This is a genomic window from Roseofilum reptotaenium CS-1145 (assembly GCF_028330985.1).
Taxonomy (GTDB): domain Bacteria; phylum Cyanobacteriota; class Cyanobacteriia; order Cyanobacteriales; family Desertifilaceae; genus Roseofilum; species Roseofilum reptotaenium.
The window spans coordinates 1-25,544 of record NZ_JAQMUE010000002.1 but is presented as its reverse complement, the minus strand read 5'-3'; the positions used below and the strand labels follow the sequence as shown (position 1 = coordinate 25,544).

Genomic DNA, 25,544 nt, shown 5'->3' with positions numbered 1-25,544 from the left:
TCGCCTCTACTCTCCCACTATGCATCGATCCTTGGAGTGGGTACGTGATCTTAGTACTCTACACTGTGTGATCTGGGTAGCTGAACTTGGGAAGAATTGCTGAATGAGGCCTTAATTAAGCCTCAACACAGTAGACTCATAGAGAGTAATAATTTTATGGGTCACTTCGTCGATACTCAGGTTGTCTGTGAGAATCTCGATCGCTTGTGGACTTTTCTGTAAGGGAGAAATTTCTCGGTGACTGTCGGTATAATCTCGCTTACGGATGTCTTGCTCCAATTGTTCCGTGCTGGGAAGGGTTGGCGATGAGTGGGAGGATTGAGCTAAGTAATCCCGTTGTCGTCTTTTCGCCCGTTCTTCAACTGAGGCGGTGAGGAAAATTTTCAGGTCAGCCTCAGGAAAGACGTGGGTTCCAATATCCCGTCCTTCGGCTACGAGTCCGCCTCGTTTTCCCCATAATTGTTGTTGCTCAACCAGCTTCTGGCGCACAGCACCTAAACTGGCGATCGCCGAAACTTGAGCGGTTACTTCTAAAGACCGAATCACTTCGGTAACATTCTGATTATTAATAAAGACTTGGCAGAGGCCACGGGTGCCTTTTTCGAGATAAGCAACTCGGCTACTGCCTCCTGCGGTTTCAGGATACAAATCTTGCGGTGAGGTCGGGACGCATGGCCGTTGATCTCTATTGTCTGACCAATCCGGGGAATACTCAAAGCGAATCTCACATTCACTGACTAATTCCACAATAGCCGGTTCGTCAGTTAAGGCAATTCCTGCTTGTTGCACTAACCAAGTCACGGCTCGGTACATGGCTCCCGTATCTAGATATAACAGGCCGAGTTGTTCGGCCACTTGGCGAGCAATAGTTGATTTTCCGGCTCCTGCTGGACCATCGATAGCAATGATGGGGCGGCGGTCGCACAAGATAATATTATCAATCAAACGAGTAGAACCCACTTTAGCTGCAACACTTAATAGTCCCTCAAAAAGGATCGTCTGTAAAGGTTCTAGGGTCTGAGGATCGACTAAATCTGCATATTCGATCTGTACATTCGGCATGGTTTTGGCGATCGCCTGAAATGCACCGATTAACCCTTCGCGGGTGCGATCGCCGTTTTTAAACGCCGTTTCTGCGCTCTTGAGTCCCTGATATAAGACTAAGGCTTCTTCGCGATCGCGATCGCTTAAATACTGATTGCGAGAACTCATGGCTAATCCCGAGGCTTCCCGTACTGTTGGACAACCGATAATCTCAACTCCCAGATTCAGATCTCGCACTAACTGGCGAATAATCGCCAGTTGTTGAGCATCTTTTTGGCCAAAATAGGCTCGATGGGGACGAACTACATTAAATAACTTGGTGATGATAGTTGCCACCCCCTGAAAATGGCCCACACGAGTTTGACCACAGAGTACCGAAGTCATCGATTCTGGAGGAATCACCAGAGTTGGGGCGGTCGAATCGCCTGCAATCCCCATTGCTTCTGGAGTAGGCGCAAACACCACATCTGCCCCAGCTTGGCGACACAGTTCACAGTCGCGCTCTAAATTTCGGGGATAGGTGGCTAAATCCTCATTCGGCCCAAATTGAAGCGGGTTAACAAAAATACTGACTATTACGCGATCGCTTTCTTGTCGGGCTAACTCGATTAAACGCAAATGCCCCCCATGAAGCGATCCCATGGTGGGGACAAGAGCCAAAACTACAGAGGGAGACTGCTGCCGTAAATAAGTTTGAAGAGCAGCAATCGTTTTGTACAGATGCACAGTCGCCTCGTTATGAATGGTGTACCAGGTTAGGTTTACCAGAAGGAGAATTGATCCCAACTCGGTCTCTTGCATAAGTGAGCAGACAATGAATAGAAATGCAATAACCCTATATTCTTAATGATTATTGCTATTCATGCCTATTGCCTCATTCTTGCAAGAAGTCTACTATCTTTCCAGGATTTCCACCCGTACTGGGGCAACCCCCGTACTGATTAATCCCAGTTCTTGAGCCGCTCCTTTAGACAGGTCAATAATGCGGTTCCGAACATAGGGGCCACGGTCATTAATGCGTACCACTAAGGAACGACCATTATCTATGTTGGTGACACGTATCATTGTACCGAAAGGTAAATTCCGATGGGCAGCCGTTAACCCATATTGGTTATAAATTTCCCCATTAGCGGTTAAATTACCATGGAAGCCGGGCCCATACCAAGAAGCCCAACCACTAATGGCTTGAACCGCGACTAATTGCCTCTCGGAAGACAGGGTATTGTGGGGTTCTTTAGCCGGAGCAATGACCGGTTTACCATAGACTTCTTCAATAGGAGGGGCATTCCCGAGAAGACGGCGTAGCCGATTAGTGGCTTGAACCGCATCTTGGGTAGAGTCATGGGTTGTATCGGGTAGAATTACATCTTTGCCCATGGTAACTAGGGTTTTCTCTTGGGCTTGAATGAGATAGGTTTCTAAGTCTTCATCCCATTTAAGAGCGATCTCCTGGGCATCTTCTACCGTTCTCACCCATTCGGATAGTTTTTCGGCGACTTGCTCTGCGTCTTGAACTGGTTCAGTATCCGATAAATTGACCATGGAAACTGGGGTGGTTGATAAGGGGGCCGCAGTTTCCTGAGTTATTTCTTGAGTAATGGGTTCACCGAGAAAGGTGAGGACAGGAATATTTTGAACATATAAGGTAGCGGCTGCCTGTCCATTGAGGGTATGGGGATAAATCTTGGTAACAGAATTTGGCTGAGTCTGTGTAGCGCTGACAATCTCCGGGTCTGGGTTCTGAGCAATGCTCTGACTTTCGCCGGTTTCAGGGGTATTGGAAGTCCCCACCTCTGGGAGTTCCAAAGCAGTCAGATTTTGTTTTTCTTGTTTTTGTTGGGCGATCTCCTCCGACTCAGGAGCCATACGATTAGCAAGCTGATCGTTGGGTTCTGCATGACTAGAAGTCCCCGAGCCCAGGGTCAAGAGGAGAGCAGAAACGGTTAAGCTTTTCCAAAGATGTTGGTTCATAAAGTCTTGGGTGATTAGGACAAAAGAGGCAGAGTCTGAACTCTGATATGCCATCTGAATTTACGGTTGTTATCAGATTGACTTAGCCCTACTTTTCCCGCTCCAACAGAGGGTAGAATAACCTTCAGTTGTGGAGGGTTTTAAGTTTCTTAGTCTAAAAATCGAAATCGTTATGAATTTGGTTTTTAGGTTGAACAGCGATAGGCTATCACAATTTTTTGGGATTGGGGAAGGCCGCGATCCCCAAAAAACTAAGTAAAAGTACGCTGTATGGATTGCCCAGACTAAGGTACACCCTGCGATCCCACGATAGATAAGAATATTTGATATATGCCTCAACTTACAGGTACATAGGGAGCAGAAACCATGGATTATCAGGAGTCAGGAGTAAATATTGAGGCGGGTCGGGCGTTTGTGAGCCAGATTCGTCGTTGGGTTAAAAGTACCTATCGCCCTGAAGTTTTGGGGGGACTGGGTGGATTTGGGGGCTATTTTCAGTTGCCGGGAGGATATTCAGAACCGGTGTTAGTTTCGGGAACTGATGGGGTAGGAACTAAGCTCAAAATTGCCCAAGCGTGCGATCGCCACGATACGATTGGCATCGATCTAGTCGCGATGTGTGTTAATGATGTGCTCACTTCTGGTGCTGAACCTCTGTTTTTTCTGGATTATCTCGCCACCGGACAGTTAAATCCAGAACAGTTAGAACAAGTCGTTTTTGGTGTTGCCCAAGGATGTAAGGATGCTGGATGTGCCCTGCTGGGGGGCGAAACGGCGGAAATGCCAGGATTTTACTCGATGGGAGAGTACGATTTAGCGGGCTTTTCTGTGGGAATTGTGGAAAAGAAGAATCTATTAGATGGCTCGAAAGTGCGTTTAGGGGATGTGGCGATCGCATTAGGGAGTCAGGGTGTTCATAGTAATGGATTTAGTTTGGTTCGCTCCATTGTGAAAACTCAAGGCTTAAGTTGGGATGCGATCCCCAAGGGATTAGATAAACCATTGGGTGAGGTGTTGTTAACGCCAACTAAAATTTATGTTAAGCCGATCTTAACCGCCCTAGCTGAAGGTTTGGATATCCATGGAATGGCCCATATTACCGGTGGGGGATTACCCGAAAATTTACCCCGTTGTTTAGGCCAAAATCAATCCATTTCTATGAATTGGGGAGCTTGGGAAATTCCACCTATTTTCCAATGGTTAGCCCAAGCGGGATCAGTGGCTCAAGAAGAGATGTTTAATACCTTTAATATGGGAATTGGATTTGTGGTATTGATCGATCCCGAACAAGCTGAGTTTGCCCTCAATACCTTTAATTATCAAGGGATTGAAGCGTTTGAGATCGGTAAAGTGGTGGCAGGAAATGGGGAGTTAATTGGCGATAAGGCTGGGCATCGCTGACGCGATCGCTAGATTTTTCTGGAGTGGGTTAAAACCTGATACCCTAGATCGAGAGGATCAGAACAATCAATTAAGGGAGCATTTATCGTGGCTATTTTACCCGCAACTCAAGAGCGTTTACAGCTTAAACATTTAAGCCATCCTCACCGGTCAGCGTCTACAGCAGACAGACAAGATGTCATCCAGGGATTAAGTCAAGATCGGAAGACTTTACCCCCTAAGTATTTCTATGATGAATATGGCTCTCAGTTGTTCGAGCAAATTTGCCAGCTACCCGAATATTATCCCACTCGTACAGAAGATTCTATCCTCAAACAATATGCTGATAAAATTGCTCGGATGACGGGTGCTTGTGAGTTGGTAGAGTTAGGAAGCGGAAGTTCCACCAAAACCCGTCGCTTGTTAGATGCGTATCAAGGTTTGACCAATTGCCTACACTATATTCCTATTGATGTCAGTGGTAGCATTCTGACTCAAAGTGCCCAACAGTTGCTCCAAGAGTATTCCAGTCTACAGATTCAAGGGTTAGTGGGAACCTACGAACAAGCCTTAGTCGAACTCGAACGAACCCCTGCCCCCTCTCGGATGGTATGCTTCTTGGGGAGTACCTTAGGAAATCTCAATCCTCAAGAGTGCGATCGCTTCTTTGACCATATTCTAGAGGCTTTGCATATGGGCGAGTATTTCCTCTTGGGTGTGGATTTACAAAAGCCCAAAGACATCCTAGAAGCCGCTTACAATGATGCTCAAGGGGTAACGGCTGCATTTAATCTCAACATGTTGGAACATCTCAACGAGCGTTTTAGGGGCAATTTTAAACGACAAAATTTTGAACATTGGGCCTTTTATAATCAAGAACTAAACCAAATCGAGATGCATTTGCGCTGCTTAAACCCTCATACCGTTGATTTACAAGCTCTCGATCTCCAAGTTGGGTTTGTGTCTGGAGAAACAATTAGAACAGAAATATCACGTAAATTCAATCTACAGGAAGTTCAAGCAGAACTCGCAGAAAAAGGTCTAAAACCGGTGGCTGCTTGGAGCGATTCCAACGACTGGTTTGGATTAATTCTCTCTCAAAAAGTATAAAAAATCATGAATATACTCCTGTCACTACCGACTCCAGAGCTGGATAAGTGCGATCGCCAAACCCTCCTGGACTATTTTGAAAATTCCTGGGAATTAGAAGAAATTCTCATGACAAGCTTAGTCCATGAGGAGAGCTTTTATCTTAATCCCGATCCCCTCAGAAACCCGATTATCTTCTACCTCGGACACTCCCCCGTTTTCTACATTAATAAACTGATTCAAGTAGAATTATTAGACCGGCGGATTAACCCTAACTACGAAATATTATTTGAAATAGGAGTCGATCCCAGTAGTCCAGAAGAGCTAGAAAAAGCCATCAAAACCATGAATTGGCCGCAAGTTGAACAAGTTTGGAACTATCGCGAGAAAGCCAAAGAAACGATTACTAAAGTTCTTAAAACCTGTCCCCTAAATCTTCCCATTACTCAAAACCATCCCCTTTGGGCTTTAATCATGGGAATAGAGCATAACCGGATTCATTTTGAAACCTCTTCCATGTTGCTCAGACAATTCTCAGTTAACCACCTGAAACGTCCCGAAACCTGGCAATATGCACCTTCCAATCAAACCGTTCCAAAAAATAAAATGATGGCAGTTTCTGGGGGAGTGGTTCATCTAGGAAAACCTCAAACGTCCAATACCTACGGTTGGGATAGCGAATATGGAACTCGAACCGTAGAAGTCCAACCTTTTTTGGCCAGTCAGCATCTGATTACCAACGGAGAATTCTGGCAATTCATCCAAGATGATGGCTATGAAGACCCAGAGTTTTGGAATAATGAATCTTGGAATTGGAAGCAAGAGAATAACATCAAGCATCCCAAATTCTGGATGGATAAAAATGGTGGTTATCAATATCGCACCCTCTTTGAGAATATAGACTTACCCCTAGATTGGCCCGTTGAAGTCAATCATTATGAAGCCATGGCTTATTGTCGCTGGAAAGGGGAAGGAACCCGCTTAATGAGTGAAGCAGAATGGAACATTGCAGCAAGGGGTTCCCAGAGCGATCGCGACTTTAATCTAAATGTAAAATTTGGTTCCCCTTCTCCCGTAGGAAGCTTAAAAAACTCTGAAGCATCCTCTGGACTTAATGACCTTCGGGGTAATGTTTGGGAATGGCTCAGTGATGAATTTAATCCCTTACCCGGATTTGAACCTCATCCCCTTTACAAAGATTATTCTGCCCCATTTTTCGATAGCGATCATCAGATTATGTTAGGTGGATCTTGGGCCAGTACCGGCGCTTATGCATCTCCTTCTTGCCGCAATTGGTTCCGCCGTAATTTTTATCAACATGCCGGTTTCCGGGTTGCTCAGAATCAATAACAAGGTAAAATAAATAGAAATTGAGTTTCCAATCGAATCACCCCTAAAATTCCCCTTGATCTCTTAGCCAATAAGAAAAAGTTTTATGTTCTTACCCAGACCCGAACCTATCCCCCCCACACCTGGTCAAGAATCCGTTTGGGATTATCCCAGACCAGCAATTGTACAAGACACCGACAAGCATCTCAAAATCATTTGTAATGGTATTGTTTTAGCTGAAACGACCAAAGGAAAAAGAGTTTTAGAAACCAGTCATCCCCCGACTTATTATTTTCCCCTTGAAGACATTAAGCTAGAACATATTATCGAAACTCCCAAAAAGGGATTTTGCGAGTGGAAAGGGATCTACCAATATTATGACATTCAGATGGGTGAAAAATATATTCAACGCGGTGCTTGGCGATGTGTCGAAACGACTCCCAATTTTGCTCAACTTCAAAATTACTATAGTTTTTGGGCTAATTTGATGGATGCTTGTTATGTGAATGATGAGCTAGTCACCCCTCAAGAAGGTGATTTTTATGGCGGATGGATTACTGCTGATATTGTTGGCCCATTTAAAGGTGGTCCAGGAACACGAGGATGGTAAATCAGGAAGATAGAAACGCTAATTAGGAGAATCGAGTCCAGCAGTTATTAATCATCAATAATCATGAATAATTCTCAAGTTAAATTTTTAGATTCTCCAACTGAAGGATACTTGCTAGTCGAAAACTTTCTTTCAACCCAAGAATGTCAGATACTTCTTGATAAGATTTCTGAATATCGAAAACAGTTTTCAGTCCCCAAAATTCATCGCTATACTAAGCCAATTCCCCTCAGTTATTCTGTCATTGATGGACTGGTAGTTCAATCTCATTTTCCACAACTTCAAAGCTTATACCAGAAAGTCAATACATTCATTAATCAATATACCAATTACCCATTATTTACTCTAGATAGTATTCAAGCGGGATGTAATGTAAACATTACGGAAAAAGGAGGAAGCTATCGCTGGCATTACGATCGTAATGCAGTTACCGCTCTCCTATTCTTAAATGAAGTTGAGGGGGGTGAAATTGAATTTTATCCTAACTATAGAATAACTCTTCAGAGTGGTAAATTTTCACAAATTCAAAGTTGGATCGATCAAATACAACAATATCCATTAATACGTTCATGGTTTGGTCAAAAAGTTGTTGTAGAACCTAAACCTGGACTTCTTCTAGTCATGTGTGGTGATAAATGTCTTCATAGTGTTCGTCAAGTAACTGGATCTAGCGATCGTATTAACATCGTTATGACCTATGATATTCCTCACGCCAGTTATGCAGTAGAAAAGCCACTCAATAGTTATCTGTACACCTCAGAAACCGTATCAGCGTCAGACCCCAATTATTCCTCATCCCACGATCCCCTCAAGAAGTTTTAAGTCATCTTTAAATAATCATAGCTATACTCAAAAATAAATTATGAATATAGAATGTATTACAATCGAGAAGTTGAAAATCCATGAGCACCATTTGAGTGTGCGCTATAGTGCAGATGAATTTGATTTTTCAACCCAGGTTTTTTATGAGGGTTTATCCTTCTCCCTTCTCCAGCAGAAATACTCAGCCAACCTGATTAACAAGATAGCCGCTTATATTGCCTTATTTGAAGGCATGAAATTATGTTCATTATTCCCCAAGTATTATGATATTTCTGAGATCGCGCCATATTTGGGAAAACCAGCCTTAGAACTGTTTGTAAAAATATACCAAGGTGTTTTTGGCCAGCATTGGTATGAAAATAAGGTCACTGATTATCAGCAACCAGAAATTATTTATTCACCAGCATTAGGAGAATCGAGTCCAGCAGTTATATTAGGCGATAATTCCACAATTCTCACCGGTTGTGGAGGAGGAAAAGATAGTGTGGTGGCAATGAAAATTTTGGAAGATGCGGGTCTTCCATTTTCCTCTATGCAATATTCCCACAGTGTTTATGGCAAAGCTGAGTTACAGCATGATCTCATTACTGAAGTTGTTCAAGAAACCAATCCCGTTAAAACCCATAAAATTTCAATTATCGATGACTTCCTAGATTTCCCTTTATTTCCGTTATATTTTCCCGAAAATTCAGGAATCACAGCCCCGGAAACTCCAGTTTCCATCTTTGAATCCTTACCCCTTATGCTTCATGAAGGTTATAAATTCTTAAGTTTAGCCCATGAAAGAAGTGCCAACACGGGCAATTTATTCTGGGAGGAATTGGGGAAAGAAGTCAATCATCAATGGGGGAAAGGTTTTGAGGCAGAACAAGCTTTAAATACATTTATTCAAAACCATCTGTTATCCAATTTTACTTACTTCGGGATTTTACAGCCGGTCTATGATTTTCGGATTTTCAAGAAGCTGAGTTACTATCCAGAAGTTCTCCCTAAAATTCATTCCTGTAATATCAAAAAACCCTGGTGTAAGAAATGTCCTAAATGTGCCTATGTCTGGCTAGGCTTAATGTCTGTGTTTAATCCAGTGGCTGTAGATAGGGTGTTTGGGGTGAATTTATTCGACGATCCAGACTTGTTGATGATTTTTAGGCAAATGATAGGATTAGAAGAACATACTCCCTTTGAGTGTATTGGAGAAATTGATGAAAGTCGATTGGCCATGAAACAGTGTTTAGCCAAAGGTTTATCTGGCAAAGCTTTAGAGGTTTTTGAAAATGAGGTTTTATCAGATTCTTCTATTGATTGGCGGAAACTGGAAGAAAAGTATGATATGATCTACACTGAAGAGCATTCGATTCCCGATCATATTTTCCAAAAAATTGTGGATAAATTTTAATAGCGACCTTTCCTTAAATCTAGCAGAGCAGCATCAAATTCTTGGATTTCTTCTGGTGTTAAGTCACTCAAGAGTCTAAACAACATATTTGTCCCTAAAATCCTCCTGACTTTCTGAGTCATTATTTCATCAGTCATCTGTTGCAGCTCTTGGTCGTTGCCGTTTCTGAAGAAAACGTCTGAAACTTCATTTAGGGCGCGATCGCACTCTAGTCCCTCAAACCCCTCATCAGTTTTCAGGAAATGCTCTACAATGGGGCGGATTTGATGTCTCAGGGCTTCCTGGGTTTGATGGCCAATACCATTGTCATTGATAAAACTCTGAGTCATGATTTCCTCCTGTTGCCTAGCCCTGTAAGTAATGAATGTTATTTTATCTGCCTTAGTCCCGGTTACTTTCATTATTTCCATTGGCATGATTGCCGGTCGGACTTTGACTCTGGAACGCTCAACCCTTTCTCAACTTGCGGTCTATATTCTGACTCCGGCTTTAATTTCTAGTAGCCTCTATCAAGCCAGATTATCAACAGATAGTACCCTGGGGCTAATTATCGGATATCTCATTACTTGTCTATTGATCTATGGGGTTTCCCTGGGCATAAGTAAACTTCTCCGGCTCAAATCTGGGATGGAAACCAGTTTTATCGCCACTTCCTTGTTTGCTAATACAGGAAACATGGGCCTGCCGTTTGCCACATTTGCGTTAGGAGAAGCGGGTTTAGATCGGGCGATTGTTTGCCTAATTGTGTCTAGTTTAATCATTTTTTCTACGGGCCCAGCGTTGTTGCAAGGAGGAGGATTAAGGGATAGTTTGCGTCTGATCGTGAGATTACCCCTCATTTGGGCTATGATCGCTGGGTTGGTTTTGCGCGTTTTCTCTATTGATCTTCCTCTACGGCTCGATAATGGGTTAGACCTTTTAGGAAGTGCTGCTATTCCCATTGCTTTAATTGTTCTCGGCATTCAATTAAGCACCACTACCTTTAAAATAGGACTCTATGAGGGCGTTACAGCAATCATTCGTTTGCTAGTGGCCCCAGCAATTGCGTATAGTGTGGGTCGAAGCTTAGGACTAGAGGTACTAGATGTGCAAGTGTTAATCTTGCAAAGTGCAATGCCCACTGCTGTGAATACAGTGGTGTTGGTGACTCAATTTGGGGGAGATGCGTCATGGGCTGCCCGCACGGTGGTGGTGTCTACAGTGATGGCTTTAGTAACGCTTCCCTTAGTTCTGTGGGTAACCTTGATGCTTTAGGAGTATGGCATTGAAGACCCAAGAAAAAGTTCTCTTCTTTACGACTTTGGCTGAGTTGCTCCAGTCTGGAATTAGCCTCAGACAAGGGTTAACTTTAGCAGGACGGGAGAGCGATCGCCATTTCCAATGTTATCTGCAAGGGGCCAGTCGCGCCATACGCAATGGTCAGGATCTCGCGTCTGCCCTCACCGTTCGTGCGGCAGCCGATCGCAAACGGCACACCTATTTTGATCCTTGGACTATCTCCGTGATTCGGTTAGCCGAAACCCAAGGAACTTTAGCCGAAACTTGCCTGATTTTAGCCGAAATCACCCAATTCCAAGGGAAATGGAAAACCTATTATCAATCTATTCGTAGCAGTAGCTTACTCGCTCTCTGGAGCCTGTTAACCTTGCTGGCTGCGATTTTGAATTCCAATATAGCTGCCTTGCTACATCCGATGTTTTGGCTTCAGAGTGTGGCGATCGCCTTGACTTTATGGATACTGGCTTTTTCCTTACCTCGGTATTTGGGCGCTACCCTATTTCAAATGGGCAGTTATCTGCCCTTAGTACGTCCCTTAATGGAAGCCTATAGCCTCTGGTATTTATCCCAATTGCGCTTACTCTTAAGCTGTGGAATGCCTGTCCTGACGGCCCTGGAATGGATTCAACAACAAACCCCAAATCGAACGATCAAAAAACGAGTAACAACGGTAACTCGTCAAATGCGGCGGGGACAAACCTTAAGTGAAAGCTTCAAGGGTAAATTCCCTCCATTGGCGATCGACTTTCTGCGTACAGGGGAAGAAACAGGAGAACTAGACCTTGCTTGGCAACAGATCGGTCAACATTATGGGGCAGAATTAGAAAAAGGATTAAAGTTTATGGCCAGCAGTTTACGCTTAATCAGCATTTTGGCCTTAAGCAATCTGGTGGTAATTGTCTGTATTCGTGGTATGTTGGTCATTTTGAATGCGACCAATCTTTAGATCCATTAAAAATTTAAAAACTGAGAATACCAACCCGGAATAAAATTATGCTTACTCTAGAAATGGCAATCCAAAAAATCCGAGATTTCCCCCCGGAACAACAACATCAAGTGATTGAATTTATTGAAAGATTAGAATTGCGATCGCATAAAAGACCCTTAGACTTAAATAATAACAAAGGGGCACAAAAATCGTTTGCAGAAGCAGCACAGGAATTTATCGGCTGTCTAGATAGTGAGATTGAAGACCTTTCTCATAATCCAGAATACTTAGAAGGATTTGGAGGATAATGACCTCGATAATCATTCTAGATACTGGAGTTTTAATTGCTTTTCTAGCGATTTTCAAATCTATCGTAAACATCGCAACGAATATATTCCCGTAATTATGCCCAATCAAGATTAAAGGGTCTCCCGATCGCCGATTAAGGCAGGTTAAGTCACTTCGATGAGTTGATTTTCTTGGCGCAAATAGGCTTCGACAAAGCTCATAATTTCACCGTTCATCACATCCATAATAGCAGTTGTTTCTACATTGGTACGCAGATCTTTAACCATTTGATAGGGATGGAAAACATAGTTCCGGATCTGATTTCCCCAGGCCGCTTCGACGATATCGCCGCGAATATCGGCAATTTCTTGGGCCCGTTGTTCTTGGGCAATCACCAGTAATTTAGATTTTAAGAGAGCGAGGGCTTTTTCTTTGTTTTGAAGTTGCGATCGCTCTTCAGTACAGCGCACCGATAACCGAGTAGGGAGGTGAGTAATGCGAACAGCCGTTTCTACCTTGTTAACATTTTGACCCCCTTTACCACCCGCACGAGAAGTCGTGATTTCCAGGTCTTTTTCCGGGATCTCTAGCTGTACCTCTTCATTTAAAATCGGCATGACTTCGACTCCAGCAAAGCTAGTTTGTCGTTTACCATTGGCATTAAAGGGGGAGATTCTCACTAACCGATGGGTTCCTTTTTCCGCTTTCAGGTAACCGTAAGCATACCGGCCATTGATTTCTAGGGTGGCTGATTTAATACCGGCTTCGTCTCCTTCGGAAATTTCAGTCAGTTCAACTTTATAGCCTTGAGCATTGCCCCAGCGCTTATACATGCGCAGCAGCATGTCTGCCCAGTCCTGAGCATCAGTTCCCCCTGCTCCTGCATTGATAGTTAGAACCGCTCCACTTTTATCGTAGGTTCCCGATAGCAATTGTTGCAGTTCCCATTGATCGAGATCCTGGCTTAAATGGGAAACATGAGATTGGGCCTCTTGGAGAAGTGATTCATCGGCTTCTAACTCTAACAACTCCAAGATGGCCCTCGCTTCTTCTAATGTGCCTTGCCAGTTTTCAAACTGTTGAAGAGAAGATTTGAGGTCGTTTAGCTCTTGGAGCGTTTGGCCAGCCTGGTTTTGGTCGTCCCAGAAATTGGGTTGAGAGGCAAGTTGTTCCAGGTCTTGGATTTTAGCATTGAGGATGGGTAGCTCAAAGATAGTCCTGGGTTTTACCCAGGCGATCGCACAACAAGTCTACTTCGCGTTTGAGCGTTAGCGTATCCATAGGTTTCGATTGAGTCTCGCTTTTTTCCGTATCTATTTATATATCATACTCTGGCGATAGGGAAACCTATGATTTAACGGTTCGGTTGCACAACCCTGGGAGAAAATCGGAGAGCGCGATCGCCTAAAATCGAAGAGGAAGCCCAACCCATACCCATGTTTAATTTTTAATTGAGATATGGTAGAACCCCCCCCAAACCCGAAACCGAAATCCTGTTACTGGAGTTACCCAGAACCCTGAAACTCTCCGTTACTCAAGAACAGTTTGAACTTCTAGCAGCGAGTAACCGAGAATTACAACTAGAAAGAACGGCAACAGGAGAATTAATTGTCAATCCACCTACAGGTTGGGAAAGTGGAAAACGAAATAGTAGGATCACCGGACAATTGGATCGTTGGGACGAAGAAAATGAAAACTTGGGACAGGTTTTTGATTCTTCGACTGCTTTCATCTTACCGAATGGTGCAAATCGTGCCCCAGATGCCTCTTGGGTAAGTCAAGAGCGTTGGGATGCGCTGATGGATTCACAAAAAGGAACATTTGCCAATATTTGCCCTGATTTTGTGGTGGAATTGCGCTCTGCTTCCGATACTCTCAAGTCGCTGCAAGAGAAAATGCAGGAGTATATGGATAATGGAGCCAAGCTGGGTTGGTTGATCGATCCTAAAAATCGAACCGTGGAAGTTTATCGAGTCGGTTTAGAAGTGGAAATCTTGTCCAATCCCACTGGGCTATCTGGTGAGAAAGTCGTACCCGGTTTTGTGTTGAATTTGCGTCGAGTTTGGGGTTAGATCGGTTAGAATCTGACTAGCCAATCTCTACGATCGCAGAGGTTAACATGGTACAAACACCCCCCAAACCCGAAACCGAAACTCTGTCACTGGAGTTACCCAGAACCCTGAAGCTCTATGTCACTCAAGAACAGTTTGAAGCTCTAGCTGCGAGCAATCGAGACTTACAACTGGAGAGAACTGCACAAGGAGAGTTAATTGTGAATCCACCTACAGGTTGGGAAAGCGGAAAACGGAATAGCAGAATTTCTGGCGAGTTGTATATATGGTGGCGCAATGCGGGTGAACCAGGAGAGGTGTTTGATTCTTCGACTGCTTTCATCTTACCCAATGGTGCAAATCGCGCCCCGGATGCGTCTTGGATAAGTCAAGAGCGTTGGGATGCACTTACGGAGGAACAAAAGGGAACCTTTGCCAATATTTGTCCGGATTTTGTGGTGGAATTGCGCTCTGCTTCCGATACTCTGAAGTCGCTGCAAGAGAAAATGCAGGAGTATATGGACAATGGAGCCAAGTTAGGTTGGTTGATCGATCCTAAAAATAGAACAGTGGAAGTGTATCGAGTCGGTTTAGACGTAGAAGTTTTGTCTAATCCCACTGAGTTATCCGGTGAGGCAATCTTACCCGGTTTTGCCTTGGATTTGCGTCGGGTTTGGGGTTAGCTCAGTTAAAAATTAAAAATGGGTTTTGTAGGGGCGGGTTCACCAATATTTAGGGGACGAATGATCGATTTCCAAAACCCGCCCCCACACCATCGATAACCCACTGGGTATAGTGTAATAGGATAGTGCTAGTTCAGATAGTGTAATGGACTCATATTGATGGGGAAGATATACTGCTTATATAAAAAAACCAGCATTTTTCCAGAAAGAAGATGGCTACCTACCAAGAGATTTGCCACCAAGTCCAGACTCTGACTCCAGATGAGCAACTTCGCTTGCTAGAAGCGTTAGCTGTAATGGTTCGTCAGCGTATACTGGTCAAACCTAAGCATAACATTATGGACTTAGAAGGATTAGGAAAAGAAATTTGGCATGGACTTGATGCACAAGAGTATGTTAATCAGGAACGGGATTCATGGAATGGCTGATACCACTACAAGGTCAAGTCGTTGCCTTAGATACAGCACCACTGATTTATTTTATTGAGCAAAATGAAGCCTATTTGGAGAATGATGCACATTTAGCGACGGTTCCAGGGTTAGATGTTTTGGTTTTAGATACCCTACAATGATGGGCTTAATCTTAATCATCATCTAAATGAATAATTAAGGGTTTTCTTTCGCGCTTCTGATTATCTAAAAGTCCGGCATTTTTCAGTCTAGCAATCTCCAGAGCTTCTTCGTAGGTGGGATGGGGAGATTCCCAGTAGGCAAAGACTAATTCTGCACCGGATTGAAGCGCTTGTGCAATTTTTTGGTTCCCTTCTCCCTTTAAATGTTTTTCCAATCGCCCGCGTATGCAGTCGTCTGATTTGCCCACGTATTGGACTTCAGGAGACTCCCAGATATGGTAAATTCCTTTGAGATTAGGCTTAACTTTACTCACAGAAGTCTCATTAAAGATTCCTCCTTTTATTTCGTCTTTAGCGAAAGATAGAGAATCTGAGTTCTGCCCAACGGTTTTACGCGTAGAACTCTTAGTGCGAGAAGATAGAGGAGATTTTTTTGATTTGGCAATAGAGGAGACAGACTTAAAGCTGTCTAGAGATTTTGAACCCAATTGACGGTTGATGTCATGCAGGTGTTCAATGAGTTGTTTAATATCAAATAATCCTCCTTCACATAAATCTTGGATTTCAGCAAATCGTTCGCGGAGTTCATCTATTTCACAAGATGTTAATGCTTCAGATAGTTTCTGAATCTCGTAGAAACTGTTCAAAGATTGATGAATTCGCCTTTGAAACGTGACAATTTCTTCGGCTAGAGACATGAGTTTAACCCCAGGTGCTTCTGATTTCGTCTAATAACTCAGTAGCAGTTCGCATTTGACCATCTGCTTCTTCTAAGTTTTCCATTAATTCAGCTAATTTTTGGCTGAGTTGATCGACTTCTGTTGAAGGAATGGTACGTGAGGAATTGCTAACTTGTTCGAGTTGGTCAACCAGTCTGTTGATCATGCTGCGAAATTCCTCTATACTTTCGGATAAGCTGCTCATAAGATTTGCTCCTGTGATTGAAAAGAAAATACGTTATTTAGATTCAAAATAGCGCCAGAGGGTCTCTGAGATGGGAATTTTTGTGCCTTGAGGTTTGTCCATTTTGGGGACGTTCACAAACATTTTACCCGCAGAACCATCTAACCAAGCTCGACCAGGAGCATTTTTGGGAATCTCTCCAGCAATGGTATCATATAAAATGCGTTGGCTAGAATCGGCGGAAACTCTAAATACGACTTTTTCTTCACATTGGTCGGTAACTTGTTTGGTAATCACTTCAGTTGTGGGCCGCTGGGTGCAATAGAGGACTTGTATCCCATATTTTCGACCTTTGCGAGCATATTGTTTGAGGTGTTTTTCGATAGAGTTTTTCAATTTCATGGATTCGTCAGCAATATCTGCGGCTTCATCAATGACCCAGAGAGTACGGTCTATCTCTACCCCTTCTTCCTGGAGTAATTTGACATTATCAACATAATATTCCTGCATCAGTTGTAAACGTTGTTCATATTCTTGTTCATGAATGGTTTCAACTAGCTTTTGGCAATCTTCAGGAGTATCGATAATTTCCACCGCTAAGGGAAGTCTCTTCAGAAATTGGAAATCAACGCCGCCAAAGTCAGCGATATAGACTTTTCGCTTGGGGTTGATATATAGAAATTGAAAGAGGAGCCAGTTGATAAAGTTGCTTTTTCCTGCACCGGGTAAACCTGCGATGAGACGATGGGGAATTTTGGCCCAACTGGAGGTGACTGGGTTACCGTTGTCATCAAGTCCGATGATGTAGGTGTCTGAGGTAATTAAGTGTTTGTATTGCTTAAAAATTTCTTCTGCGGATAGGGTGGGTGAGTTGGTGGTTGTGGTGGATGGGGGAGGAGTGAAGAATTGCAAGAAGCCTTGGATTTCTTCGTAGGTGGTGAGTCGCTGTAAGGGTTTTAAGTGTTCGACTTTGGGGAGTTGGGGTTGGAAGATTTTGGCCAGGGATGAGTCTTTTCGTAGGACTAAATCGCTGGAATTGGGGTTAGGGTTGGCATTATTGGAGGAAGAGAGGGAGGGTTGTTGGGGTTGAGAGAAAGTGGGACGGGAGGAAATTGCGGGAAAACTTAGGGAACCATCGTCTAAGCTGCTGAGAATTCCACCAGATTGAATGGTTTCTTTGATGGATTTCTGAGCGAGTTGTTTACCGGTTTCTGTTTGCCAACCTTCCCAGTCTAGAGTGGGGACAAGTTGCACGGTTTCGGTGGCTTGTAAATGCTCTTGGAATCGGGAATCACCGGGTTGAAAGGTGAGAATGGGGGGGATGTGTTTGGTGGTGTTGGGAGTGGTGAGTTCGAGTAGGGTTTGCAGAATGGCAAAGGTATCAGTGGAATTTTTTCCTAATGCTTTGATGTTGTAGGTGAAAAGCTGATTGTTGGCGTAATGATTTTGATATTTTCTGTAGAGTTGGAGCGCTTGGTTGGTTTCATGGTGTTTGCGATGTTCGCTTTTGTTGAGGCGCTCTACTAAGTCGTCGAGTGCGGGTTTCCAATGGGTGGGTTCAGTTGCAGGGTTATGGGTTTGTAGGGAAAATTCTAAGATTAAGTCTTGATATCCGGCGCTTTGTAGGAAGTTGAGTAAGGAAAAGTCATTGTCTTGTAAATGGGTTTCAAAACTATGGGGTAGGTATCCCGTTAATCCGGGTGGATTGATTAATTCTGCATGTTTAATGACTTCACTGATTGAACGGACGGAATTAAGTTCCAAGAAGTCTTCATCTATAAGTTGGAAATGATAAAATCGGCTAAGGCTACTTTTCTTCAGAAGCTCAGTAATCTGTTCAATCATACTAGGCTTCTTGATCTCTGATCGTATCTTAATGACCAATAATAGTTTCAGAGACTGTTTTATTGATGGAGTATATAAGTATCTCCAAGATAAAACTATGCTAGGGTCTACTTTAGATAGTAATTGCAACAGTATACTCTTGTTAGGGAGGCCATTGTCTAAAGACTTTAAATTCTCCATACCTACGCTAAAAGTGATCTCAAAATTTAAAGTAACATCATTATTCATGATTTCCAATTTTTATCTAGTTTATCTGAAATAGACAGCAGTTTTTCATGTCTTTTAAATATTTCTAGATCCTTTTTACGAGAGTTGAGATGATCTGCATATCCAGCCAGAAACAATGCGGTTAAAAAAAAGACTATTTTTCCCGGAATAGTCGGAATAAAAAAAGTTATACAAGATACAAGTAAAGTAAATAAAAGACACATATACATACAATATTTTCTCCTATTCTAAATTTTATTTTAGGTAATATTTCTGGGATTTTAAACAATAACCAATTAAGTGTTTTAGATCGCTTTTGATAGAATCTACTTCACAACTTAATTTTCTACACTCTATCAATGACCTTGGTATTTCTACAATTCTTAAGAAGCGTTAGCGATATAAAGCATTTGATCTGTGCAAAAAACAAAATTCATTGTATTCTAATCGATCCCATCCGCTAGTACTATTAGAATCGAATGGTTCATAACGGCTAAAATCATTACGATCGTATGGACCTTTGCTGGCTTCTATTCTTCTAAGATCTTTAGGCTCAAGTTTCCTAAACTCGATTCTATTGATATCTTCAAATATCTCATTTAATAAGCTAATATTATGAGAGATTTTAAGCCTTTCAGCTTCAACTAGCCCTATCTGTTCATCTAGCTTGGCTATCCATACCTTTGGTTCATATAAGTAACTCTTTTGAGTCTCCCTGAGAATTTGATTTAAACCAGCGTCATTGGAAACTTCTATAGCAGATAAGAAAACCGTAGAAAGATTATCACATTCTTCCTCTAGAAAAGCTATTTCATCTTCCATCTCTGCAATAGTTACTTGTGCTAAATTCTGAATATTGAATCTTATTTGTAGGGGCTGGTCAAATAAAATTGCCTGAGTCAGCTTTTGCAAGTCGCTGTCTTCACTTTTCTCTTCTTTCAAGAAACGGATTTTAAGAGTTTCCCCCAATGTTTTCTTGAATTTCTGATCTTTAGATTTAGAGTACGATCGAAATATTTCCTGAGCCTTGGTAAAAGACTCTTGTCTAACGGCTGGGTTGTTAGCACTTAACCCTAACTGGACTCCTCGAATTTGAGTAAGGTGAAGAACATCTCGGACAAGGTTTAAGTAATTAAAGTGCTCAAGATTTTCATTAAACAATTCTGATATTGGCCCATAAGCCCAAAACTCTAAAACCCTTTCATATTCTGCGGTGGGCTGTCCTCTAGTATTGGCTTGTTTTATTTTCGTTATTTGTGCAACTTGCCGGTCTAGAATTTCATTTTGAATTCGTCTAAGTGGCTCGGATAAATTACCCCCATCTGGATGCTCAATATGATATGTAGAAAATCCTATTTCTTTCAATGCTTCTATGGCAGCCCAAGCGGTGAGATCGTTTTTTCGACTTTGAACTTCAGCACAGAGGAGCTTTAATAAGTCTTGGCTTTCTTGAGACTCACAAGAGGCTAACACTTGCTTGTAGGGTTGGGCAACTTTCCCTAAGCTTTGAATGGCTAAGGCTCGAATGGGGGCGCTGGTGGAATTGCGGATGACGGTGATGAAGGAGCGGATGGCTACTTCGGGGTCGTTTTCGGCAATGGAGAAGAACATCTCGACGCGATCGCCCACATTAGCCATACTATTGAAGCACAGACTTAGATCGGCAGCGTTATTAATCGAAATCGGTTGCCCAAGATGGGAGTTGAGCGATACCGGCTGAATCTCTGAGAAGTCCATGGCTCTACACCTGAGTGTATATTTCAGTAGCTTACCCTAGAGTATAGAATAAGTCCCAGTTGAGTTGGCTGTCAAGGTTGGCGATCGCATTGTGCCCTCTCCCTTAAGAAGGCTACATTAGGACTTACGCAACGACTCGATATATGGCGGATTGGTGCCCTGCGCTTCGATAACACACCCTACTGATAGAGTCAATGGGTAAGTCCTGCTACATTTAAGGTTGGCGATCGCCAAATCGCTCTAATAACTCCTCACGGGATAACTGCAAACACAAAGGCATAAACTCATCTGGAGATAATACCAACAAAGCGTCAATCATGCCCAAAAGCGGCTCATCTAACTCACCAAACCGAGTTCGTAATAAGGCTTCAATCATCAAGCGCTGTCCCCGTTCAATCCCTTGTTCAAGTCCCTGTTGAATTCCTTCTTGAATCGTATCTTCTCGCCATTTTAGATAGGCTGGTGATAATTCCATAATCAACTCCCTTTCTTCTGTGTCTAACTCTATTTTACTGGCAACATTAATCCGCCATATCCCCACTAACTGTAGAATATTTCGCCGTTGAGGATCTTCTTTCGGTAGTTCCACTACTTGCTCGATCGCTCTTTTCTGAGTTCCTCCTTTCCCTAACATCCTTAACCATAAGGTTTCTGGGGTTTCCGGCAGTTGGTTGATGGCAATAATACCCGTTTTGAGCGTTTCTCCTAAAAGATACACTCCTGCACACCATTTTTTTAAGTCAGGACGAGCGACTAACCCTTCTAATACTCTGTCAGAAACAGTTGGCGTTAAAATCCATAGTCGAGGCAATTGCTCTTCATCAAGGGTTCGCTGTTCCCGTTTGGCTTGACGTTGCAGCTCTGCATGGACATGGAAAAGTTTCAGAATACAGTTGCGAATTTCTGGGTTGCTGGGACAATTTCGATAGGGTTCTAGTAAACAAGGTGTAGAAGCCAGTTGAGAGAGTAAACCCAATGCTGGAGGGTTGCTTGGTGGTTTAGGGGATGGCTCGAAAATTAGGTCAATAGCCAGAGTTTCCCCTGGAATTTCCCGGCTAATTTCTACTTCTCCCAGGGGTTCGAGCAGTTCTTTGAGGTACTGCTTGGCAAATTGATCGTGGGGTTGGCGCGTCACTACAGGAGAGCTGTTAGGTAGGATTGATACTCTATCGTATTACACTGGGGGCGATCGCCTCGGTAGTTCAGTGCAAAGTTTGCGGCTTAATCTTAATCATCATCTCAAGCGTAAGGAGGGTTGGCTACAGTGTTCTAAAATCAGTTGGGCGGTTTTTTGGGGTTGTTCTAAGTGGGGTGTATGACCAGACTGCTCGATCCAAATGACTTTAGCGTGGGGGATGGCGTTTTGGAATTTGGGAACATCGGCAGTGCCAAGGATGCGATCGCCCTCTCCCCATAAAATAAGCGTCGGATGAGTAACTTTCCTCACCTTGTCCGCCATATTATTGTAGCCGCCACTGAGAGTAAAACTGACCATCGCTTCTGTCCAATAAGGCATCTTTAAATGCAGCGCTCCACAGAGCCGAGCATCGACAGAAGCCCATTTTCGGTCATAATAGGCTTGGACTGCGACAGACTGCCTCACCCAAGATTGACGTAAAAATTTAGCTGCCCCATAGACGAGGGGTTTTAACCATTGTGCGGTAATAGCCTGACCGTTAGCAAATCCGGCACTATCAATTAACACTAACTGTTCTACGGCTTCGGGATAGCTAAGGCTAAAATCGATCGCCGTTGCACCTCCCATGGAAACGCCGACTAAAATCACCGGTTCTTGAATCAGAGTTTGCCAAACTGAATGTAAATGAACCTTAATTGCTTCTGGATTCACGGGTAAATTGGGCCGTCTTTCGGTAAACCCAAACCCGAATAAATCGATCGCCCAAGTCTCCTGACGATCCGCTAGCAGAGGGTATAATCGCCGAAACTCTAACACCGAACTGTCAAACCCAGGCAATAAGACAATCGGAGTACCGCCGTTGCCTTGATGGAGATAGGACGTAACAATAGGTTCGGGACTTAAGGGAGTTGCGATCGCTTCCTCTTGGAGCGCTTGGATCGTACGGATAGAAGTCTCTTCTGTAAACGTGTTCAGCTCAGAGGCAACAATAGGATTCATGGAAAGAAGCTCTAATTTTAGTTGATCAAAAAGAAAGTCCCGGATCGGGGTATAATAACCTAACCTAACCTAAAATAGGTCGTTTCCAGAACTGCTGTGATTGTTTATGAGTACCGCAATTACGATTACCGACGATCAATTTCAATCTGAAGTCCTCCAAGCCTCTAAACCTGTACTAGTATACTTTTGGGCGAGTTGGTGTGGTCCTTGTCGCTTAGTGAGTCCTTCAATTGATCAAATTGCCAGCGAATATGGCGATCGCCTCAAAGTCGTAAAAATGGAAGTAGACCCCAATCCTAAAGCGGTAGATAAGTATAAAGTAGAGGGCGTTCCAGGACTGCGCCTGTTCAAGTCTGGAGAGCTTATCGCTGCTGATGAAGGGGCACTCACCAAACAAAAATTAGTGGACATGATCCAGCCCCACCTGTAACCCATCCCCCCATTCCCTACCTCATGATTCGTTTTGCCGATCGCCTCAAATCATTTGAACATAATGTCTTTGCCGATATGGATCGCGGCAAAGGGAAAGCCAGAGCTGCGGGTTTAGAAGTCATTGATTTATCCTTGGGATCGTCCGATCAACCCACTGCCCCCCAGGTGATCGAGGCGATCGCCCAAACTCTCCCCGATACCCGCACCCATGGCTATCAACTGTTCAACAGTACCCTACCATTCCGCCAAGCCTGTGGGAAGTGGTACACCGATAAATACAACATTCCCGTCGATCCAGAAACGGAAGTCCTGGCTTTAATTGGTTCTCAAGAAGGCACGGCTCATCTTCCTCTAGCCATCCTTAACCCTGGAGATATCGCTATTTTGCTCGATCCGGGCTATCCGTCTCACTATGGTGGGGTTTGCTTTGCCGGGGGAGACATCTACACTCTCCCGTTGCGAGAAGAGAATGGATTTTTACCCGACTTTAGGGATATTCCCCCCTCTGTTTTAGACAAAGCGCGGATGATGGTTCTCAACTATCCTCATAATCCAACCTCTGCCACTGCGCCCTTATCCTTCTTCAAAGAAGCGGTAGACCTATGTTTGCGCCACAATATCGCTCTCGTCCACGATGCACCCTATGCCGAATTTGTCTTTGATGGCAAACCTGCATCTCCTTCCGTCCTCCAAGCCGACCCCGATAAAGCTATCTCCATCGAATTGTTCTCCTTCTCCAAAACCTATAGTATGGGTGGATTTCGGGTGGGTTATGCGATCGGCAATCCCCAATTGATAGCTGGATTGCGCCAAGTCAAAGCAGTGGTAGACTTTAATCAGTACCAAGGCATCTTTAATGGGGCGATCGCCGCCCTCCAAGGCTCCCAAACCCATATCCAGACCACGATTAACCGCTTTCAACAGCGTCGCGATGCCTTTATTCGTGCCATGGACGACATAGGTTGGCCGATTTCTCCCTCCGCTGCCACCATGTTTGTCTGGGCCAAATTACCGAAGAAATGGGAAAAACACTCAGTCAAGTTTTGCACCCAACTCGTGGAAACTACAGGGGTAGCGGCCTCCCCTGGAGCTGGTTTTGGCCCTTCTGGAGAGGGCTTTGTCCGTTTTGCCCTCGTCCATGACCCCCACATTCTCCAACAGGCTGCCACTCGGATCAGCCAGTTTTTGCAATCGTAGAAATACGGAAAATGGCATCTTAATTTCCTGGAAAACTTTATAGAAACTTGTTGTAATCTTCATCCTAACTTCACCACAGGTCAAGGGTTTGAGGCTATGATAGGAGCAAGTTGCAAGGCAATAACTTCCCCAAACTGAGCCACCCAAAGCGAGGAAGAAAATAGAGTTTCTCCAAAGAATAACAATCACGTTGCTCTAGTGAACTCGGTCACATAGCTTCCCCAAATATCAACTTAGGATGGGACTCAGTTGAGAGGATAGCAAGTTCCCAACAACTTATTGAAAATTACAAGTCAACCCAACACACTTACAGAATTCTAGGAGCTTGAGATTATGTTTAACACTATGAAAAAAATTGCTATGGGTGCTTCCGTTGTCGCCGGTGTTAGCGTCCTCGGCGCTCCCGCATTTGCCGGTACTTTAACTGGAGTTAGCACCAGTGGAGATGTTCGCGTATTTGAAGAAATTGGTGGCGGACAAGTTCAACTTTCTGGTAGCAACGGCAGCGCAGCCATTATGGACGCTCTGGGAAATACAGGTAACGTTGAGCTAGATGACAACATCGACTATGGCTGGGCAAATGAAACCCCCTCAACCTTAACCGCTAACTTCACCGACGGCAGCATCACCTTTGGTTCCGTCGGTCAAGCTGACTGGTTAGGTGGCTTGGGAACTGCCTGGACTAACGGAATTTATAGCGCTTATACAGCTCAGTTCAATGCATTAAACATTGGCATTAACTCTGGTGCTGCTCTTTTAGGGCATATTCAAAACAACCCTCTCTTGTCCACCAAAAATGTTTTCCAACGTTTGAGCGACCCCAACATTCAATCTGTTACGAGCAACAATGGCGAATACTCCTTTGAATTAGCCGGTCATAACACCTTCGCTAGCGGTTTACAACTTAATGTAGCCGACCCACTCTACCCTGTATTATCCCAAATGATGGCTAGTGAAGTCGTTAAATACAGCTTGGACGGAGGTACAAAATGGAATTACGCTTACAGCTTTGGTACTCCCAGTTCCGCAGGTGAATTCGATCAAGGTTCCTATCAATCTGGTGTAGTTGATGCGGGTGATGGATTCTCCTTCACCCGCAACTTCAAGTTCACCGTAGGTGAACCTGCTGCTAAAGTTCCCGAACCTTCCACTCTCCTCGGTTTAGCTGCCATTGGCGGTCTGGTTGCTGCGTCCAAGCGCCGCAAGAATGCCTAGGTCAAGTCCTGTTGAAGCTGGTATGCATCAAGTCAGGTAGTCTGATTTCCTCCGAATTAAACTATATGAAGAACTTGGGGAGCCATTAGGCTCCTTTTTTTTAGTTTTCTAGGGAATCTGATACTATTTCTCTATGAAGTTGCGCTTAATAAGGCATCGACCAAGTAGTCCCATCCAGTAATCGAGGCGATCGTTACCTTATCGAAGGAATCAAGGACTTGTGAAAGCCTTTGCTGTAGGCTTTTCAGGTCTTTATAGTTCTGCCATCTTATACCCTTTCCCTATGAAGCTGCGCTTCATCGGAAAGGGTATTATATCAAGTCCGATGAATAAGTTACGATATAAATGAAGAGTGTCCAAGCAAAGCAATGCCCCGACTCCTTAAGATAGTCCCCCACCAGAGTAGAGAGTCCCTGGGCGTAGCCTACCAT

Annotated in this window: 25 protein-coding genes and 1 pseudogene; 16 read left to right on the top strand and 10 right to left on the bottom strand. The window is 43.7% G+C overall.

Annotated elements, in window-relative coordinates; genetic code table 11:
• Nucleotides 1-111 precede the first annotated feature (111 nt).
• Complete coding sequence (gene panC, locus PN466_RS00225; RefSeq protein ID WP_390889954.1) at nt 112-1,770, bottom strand: pantoate--beta-alanine ligase; 1,659 nt, start codon at nt 1,768-1,770, stop codon at nt 112-114.
• A 168-nt stretch (nt 1,771-1,938) separates the two neighbouring features.
• Nucleotides 1,939-3,069, bottom strand: coding sequence for a septal ring lytic transglycosylase RlpA family protein (locus tag PN466_RS00220; RefSeq protein WP_271935995.1), 1,131 nt, complete (start codon nt 3,067-3,069; stop codon nt 1,939-1,941).
• 312 nt (nt 3,070-3,381) lie between these two features.
• Between PN466_RS00220 and purM the strand changes: the two genes are divergently transcribed.
• The 6 genes from purM to PN466_RS00190 all read left to right on the top strand — a co-directional run bounded on the left by purM (nt 3,382) and on the right by PN466_RS00190 (nt 9,641).
• Entirely contained in the window at nt 3,382-4,416 is a 1,035-nt protein-coding gene (purM, locus tag PN466_RS00215; protein ID WP_271935994.1) for a phosphoribosylformylglycinamidine cyclo-ligase, read from the top strand.
• Between the two features lie 87 nt (nt 4,417-4,503).
• On the top strand, nt 4,504-5,505 hold the full coding sequence (gene egtD, locus PN466_RS00210; RefSeq protein ID WP_271935993.1) for an L-histidine N(alpha)-methyltransferase: 1,002 nt from the start codon (nt 4,504-4,506) through the stop codon (nt 5,503-5,505).
• A 6-nt stretch (nt 5,506-5,511) separates the two neighbouring features.
• A complete protein-coding gene (ovoA, locus tag PN466_RS00205) occupies nt 5,512-6,834 on the top strand; it encodes a 5-histidylcysteine sulfoxide synthase (protein WP_271935992.1) in 1,323 nt (440 codons plus the stop codon).
• An 85-nt stretch (nt 6,835-6,919) separates the two neighbouring features.
• Entirely contained in the window at nt 6,920-7,423 is a 504-nt protein-coding gene (locus PN466_RS00200) for a DUF427 domain-containing protein (RefSeq protein WP_271935991.1), read from the top strand.
• A 63-nt stretch (nt 7,424-7,486) separates the two neighbouring features.
• Entirely contained in the window at nt 7,487-8,245 is a 759-nt protein-coding gene (locus PN466_RS00195; protein ID WP_271935989.1) for a 2OG-Fe(II) oxygenase, read from the top strand.
• A gap of 40 nt (nt 8,246-8,285) precedes the next feature.
• The gene (locus PN466_RS00190; RefSeq protein WP_271935987.1) at nt 8,286-9,641 is read left to right on the top strand and encodes a hypothetical protein; all 1,356 of its coding nucleotides are present in this window, start codon (nt 8,286-8,288) and stop codon (nt 9,639-9,641) included.
• Here PN466_RS00190 and PN466_RS00185 read toward each other — a convergent pair.
• Entirely contained in the window at nt 9,638-9,970 is a 333-nt protein-coding gene (locus PN466_RS00185) for a hypothetical protein (RefSeq protein ID WP_271935986.1), read from the bottom strand. The genes PN466_RS00190 and PN466_RS00185 overlap by 4 nt on opposite strands.
• Nucleotides 9,971-10,001: 31 nt before the next feature.
• Between PN466_RS00185 and PN466_RS00180 the strand changes: the two genes are divergently transcribed.
• From PN466_RS00180 to PN466_RS00170, 3 genes are read left to right on the top strand one after another with little or no spacing between them, the layout of a single operon-like run.
• Entirely contained in the window at nt 10,002-10,895 is an 894-nt protein-coding gene (locus tag PN466_RS00180; RefSeq protein WP_271935984.1) for an AEC family transporter, read from the top strand.
• A gap of 4 nt (nt 10,896-10,899) precedes the next feature.
• Nucleotides 10,900-11,865: a type II secretion system F family protein gene (locus PN466_RS00175; protein ID WP_271935983.1), complete on the top strand. Its 966-nt coding sequence runs from the start codon at nt 10,900-10,902 to the stop codon at nt 11,863-11,865.
• 47 nt (nt 11,866-11,912) lie between these two features.
• On the top strand, nt 11,913-12,155 hold the full coding sequence (locus PN466_RS00170; protein ID WP_271935981.1) for a hypothetical protein: 243 nt from the start codon (nt 11,913-11,915) through the stop codon (nt 12,153-12,155).
• A gap of 144 nt (nt 12,156-12,299) precedes the next feature.
• On the opposite strand, the gene prfB is transcribed toward PN466_RS00170, so the two are convergent.
• A protein-coding gene (gene prfB, locus PN466_RS00165) for a peptide chain release factor 2 (RefSeq protein WP_271935979.1) occupies nt 12,300-13,416 on the bottom strand; the annotation gives its coding sequence in 2 pieces (ribosomal slippage) (nt 12,300-13,343 and nt 13,345-13,416; 1,116 coding nt in all).
• Between the two features lie 170 nt (nt 13,417-13,586).
• Here prfB and PN466_RS00160 point away from each other — a divergent pair.
• The 4 genes and pseudogenes from PN466_RS00160 to PN466_RS26120 all read left to right on the top strand — a co-directional run.
• Entirely contained in the window at nt 13,587-14,207 is a 621-nt protein-coding gene (locus PN466_RS00160; protein WP_271935978.1) for a Uma2 family endonuclease, read from the top strand.
• Nucleotides 14,208-14,254: 47 nt separating this feature from the next.
• Nucleotides 14,255-14,869, top strand: coding sequence for a Uma2 family endonuclease (locus tag PN466_RS00155; RefSeq protein WP_271935977.1), 615 nt, complete (start codon nt 14,255-14,257; stop codon nt 14,867-14,869).
• Between the two features lie 212 nt (nt 14,870-15,081).
• The gene (locus tag PN466_RS00150; RefSeq protein ID WP_271935975.1) at nt 15,082-15,297 is read left to right on the top strand and encodes a hypothetical protein; all 216 of its coding nucleotides are present in this window, start codon (nt 15,082-15,084) and stop codon (nt 15,295-15,297) included.
• Nucleotides 15,285-15,374 (top strand): annotated as a pseudogene (locus PN466_RS26120) (type II toxin-antitoxin system VapC family toxin); the annotation flags it as partial. The gene PN466_RS00150 and the pseudogene PN466_RS26120, both read left to right, overlap by 13 nt.
• A gap of 77 nt (nt 15,375-15,451) precedes the next feature.
• Here PN466_RS26120 and PN466_RS00140 read toward each other — a convergent pair.
• From PN466_RS00140 to PN466_RS00115, 6 genes are all read right to left on the bottom strand, one after another.
• Nucleotides 15,452-16,138, bottom strand: a complete 687-nt coding sequence (locus PN466_RS00140) for a hypothetical protein (RefSeq protein WP_271935973.1) — start codon at nt 16,136-16,138, stop codon at nt 15,452-15,454.
• 4 nt (nt 16,139-16,142) lie between these two features.
• Complete coding sequence (locus tag PN466_RS00135; protein WP_271935971.1) at nt 16,143-16,364, bottom strand: hypothetical protein; 222 nt, start codon at nt 16,362-16,364, stop codon at nt 16,143-16,145.
• A gap of 33 nt (nt 16,365-16,397) precedes the next feature.
• Complete coding sequence (locus PN466_RS00130; RefSeq protein ID WP_271935969.1) at nt 16,398-18,188, bottom strand: FtsK/SpoIIIE domain-containing protein; 1,791 nt, start codon at nt 18,186-18,188, stop codon at nt 16,398-16,400.
• 600 nt (nt 18,189-18,788) lie between these two features.
• Nucleotides 18,789-20,024, bottom strand: a complete 1,236-nt coding sequence (locus PN466_RS00125; protein WP_271935967.1) for a hypothetical protein — start codon at nt 20,022-20,024, stop codon at nt 18,789-18,791.
• A gap of 322 nt (nt 20,025-20,346) precedes the next feature.
• A complete protein-coding gene (locus PN466_RS00120) occupies nt 20,347-21,267 on the bottom strand; it encodes a hypothetical protein (RefSeq protein WP_271935966.1) in 921 nt (306 codons plus the stop codon).
• Nucleotides 21,268-21,366: 99 nt separating this feature from the next.
• Nucleotides 21,367-22,269, bottom strand: coding sequence for an alpha/beta fold hydrolase (locus PN466_RS00115; RefSeq protein WP_271935964.1), 903 nt, complete (start codon nt 22,267-22,269; stop codon nt 21,367-21,369).
• Nucleotides 22,270-22,375: 106 nt separating this feature from the next.
• On the opposite strand from PN466_RS00115, the gene trxA reads away from it, so the two are divergent.
• The 3 genes from trxA to PN466_RS00100 all read left to right on the top strand — a co-directional run bounded on the left by trxA (nt 22,376) and on the right by PN466_RS00100 (nt 25,113).
• Complete coding sequence (trxA, locus tag PN466_RS00110) at nt 22,376-22,699, top strand: thioredoxin (RefSeq protein ID WP_271935962.1); 324 nt, start codon at nt 22,376-22,378, stop codon at nt 22,697-22,699.
• Between the two features lie 26 nt (nt 22,700-22,725).
• Entirely contained in the window at nt 22,726-23,898 is a 1,173-nt protein-coding gene (locus PN466_RS00105; RefSeq protein WP_271936012.1) for an LL-diaminopimelate aminotransferase, read from the top strand.
• 333 nt (nt 23,899-24,231) lie between these two features.
• Nucleotides 24,232-25,113, top strand: coding sequence for an NF038130 family PEP-CTERM protein (locus PN466_RS00100; protein ID WP_271935961.1), 882 nt, complete (start codon nt 24,232-24,234; stop codon nt 25,111-25,113).
• The last annotated feature ends 431 nt before the right edge of the window (nt 25,114-25,544 follow it).

What these genes read in the sequence shown, in the direction of transcription:
- PN466_RS00135 (WP_271935971.1), bottom strand. Translation starts at nt 16,364, where the DNA reads ATGAGCAGCTTATCCGAAAGTATAGAGGAATTTCGCAGCATGATCAAC.
- PN466_RS00130 (WP_271935969.1), bottom strand. Translation starts at nt 18,188, where the DNA reads ATGATTGAACAGATTACTGAGCTTCTGAAGAAAAGTAGCCTTAGCCGA.
- PN466_RS00185 (WP_271935986.1), bottom strand. Translation starts at nt 9,970, where the DNA reads ATGACTCAGAGTTTTATCAATGACAATGGTATTGGCCATCAAACCCAG.
- PN466_RS00170 (WP_271935981.1), top strand. Translation starts at nt 11,913, where the DNA reads ATGCTTACTCTAGAAATGGCAATCCAAAAAATCCGAGATTTCCCCCCG.
- PN466_RS00155 (WP_271935977.1), top strand. Translation starts at nt 14,255, where the DNA reads ATGGTACAAACACCCCCCAAACCCGAAACCGAAACTCTGTCACTGGAG.
- PN466_RS00150 (WP_271935975.1), top strand. Translation starts at nt 15,082, where the DNA reads ATGGCTACCTACCAAGAGATTTGCCACCAAGTCCAGACTCTGACTCCA.
- ovoA (WP_271935992.1), top strand. Translation starts at nt 5,512, where the DNA reads ATGAATATACTCCTGTCACTACCGACTCCAGAGCTGGATAAGTGCGAT.
- PN466_RS00100 (WP_271935961.1), top strand. Translation starts at nt 24,232, where the DNA reads ATGTTTAACACTATGAAAAAAATTGCTATGGGTGCTTCCGTTGTCGCC.
- trxA (WP_271935962.1), top strand. Translation starts at nt 22,376, where the DNA reads ATGAGTACCGCAATTACGATTACCGACGATCAATTTCAATCTGAAGTC.
- PN466_RS00195 (WP_271935989.1), top strand. Translation starts at nt 7,487, where the DNA reads ATGAATAATTCTCAAGTTAAATTTTTAGATTCTCCAACTGAAGGATAC.
- PN466_RS00175 (WP_271935983.1), top strand. Translation starts at nt 10,900, where the DNA reads ATGGCATTGAAGACCCAAGAAAAAGTTCTCTTCTTTACGACTTTGGCT.
- PN466_RS00200 (WP_271935991.1), top strand. Translation starts at nt 6,920, where the DNA reads ATGTTCTTACCCAGACCCGAACCTATCCCCCCCACACCTGGTCAAGAA.
- PN466_RS00115 (WP_271935964.1), bottom strand. Translation starts at nt 22,269, where the DNA reads ATGAATCCTATTGTTGCCTCTGAGCTGAACACGTTTACAGAAGAGACT.
- PN466_RS00140 (WP_271935973.1), bottom strand. Translation starts at nt 16,138, where the DNA reads ATGTCTCTAGCCGAAGAAATTGTCACGTTTCAAAGGCGAATTCATCAA.
- PN466_RS00220 (WP_271935995.1), bottom strand. Translation starts at nt 3,069, where the DNA reads ATGGCATATCAGAGTTCAGACTCTGCCTCTTTTGTCCTAATCACCCAA.
- PN466_RS00190 (WP_271935987.1), top strand. Translation starts at nt 8,286, where the DNA reads ATGAATATAGAATGTATTACAATCGAGAAGTTGAAAATCCATGAGCAC.
- PN466_RS00180 (WP_271935984.1), top strand. Translation starts at nt 10,002, where the DNA reads ATGAATGTTATTTTATCTGCCTTAGTCCCGGTTACTTTCATTATTTCC.
- purM (WP_271935994.1), top strand. Translation starts at nt 3,382, where the DNA reads ATGGATTATCAGGAGTCAGGAGTAAATATTGAGGCGGGTCGGGCGTTT.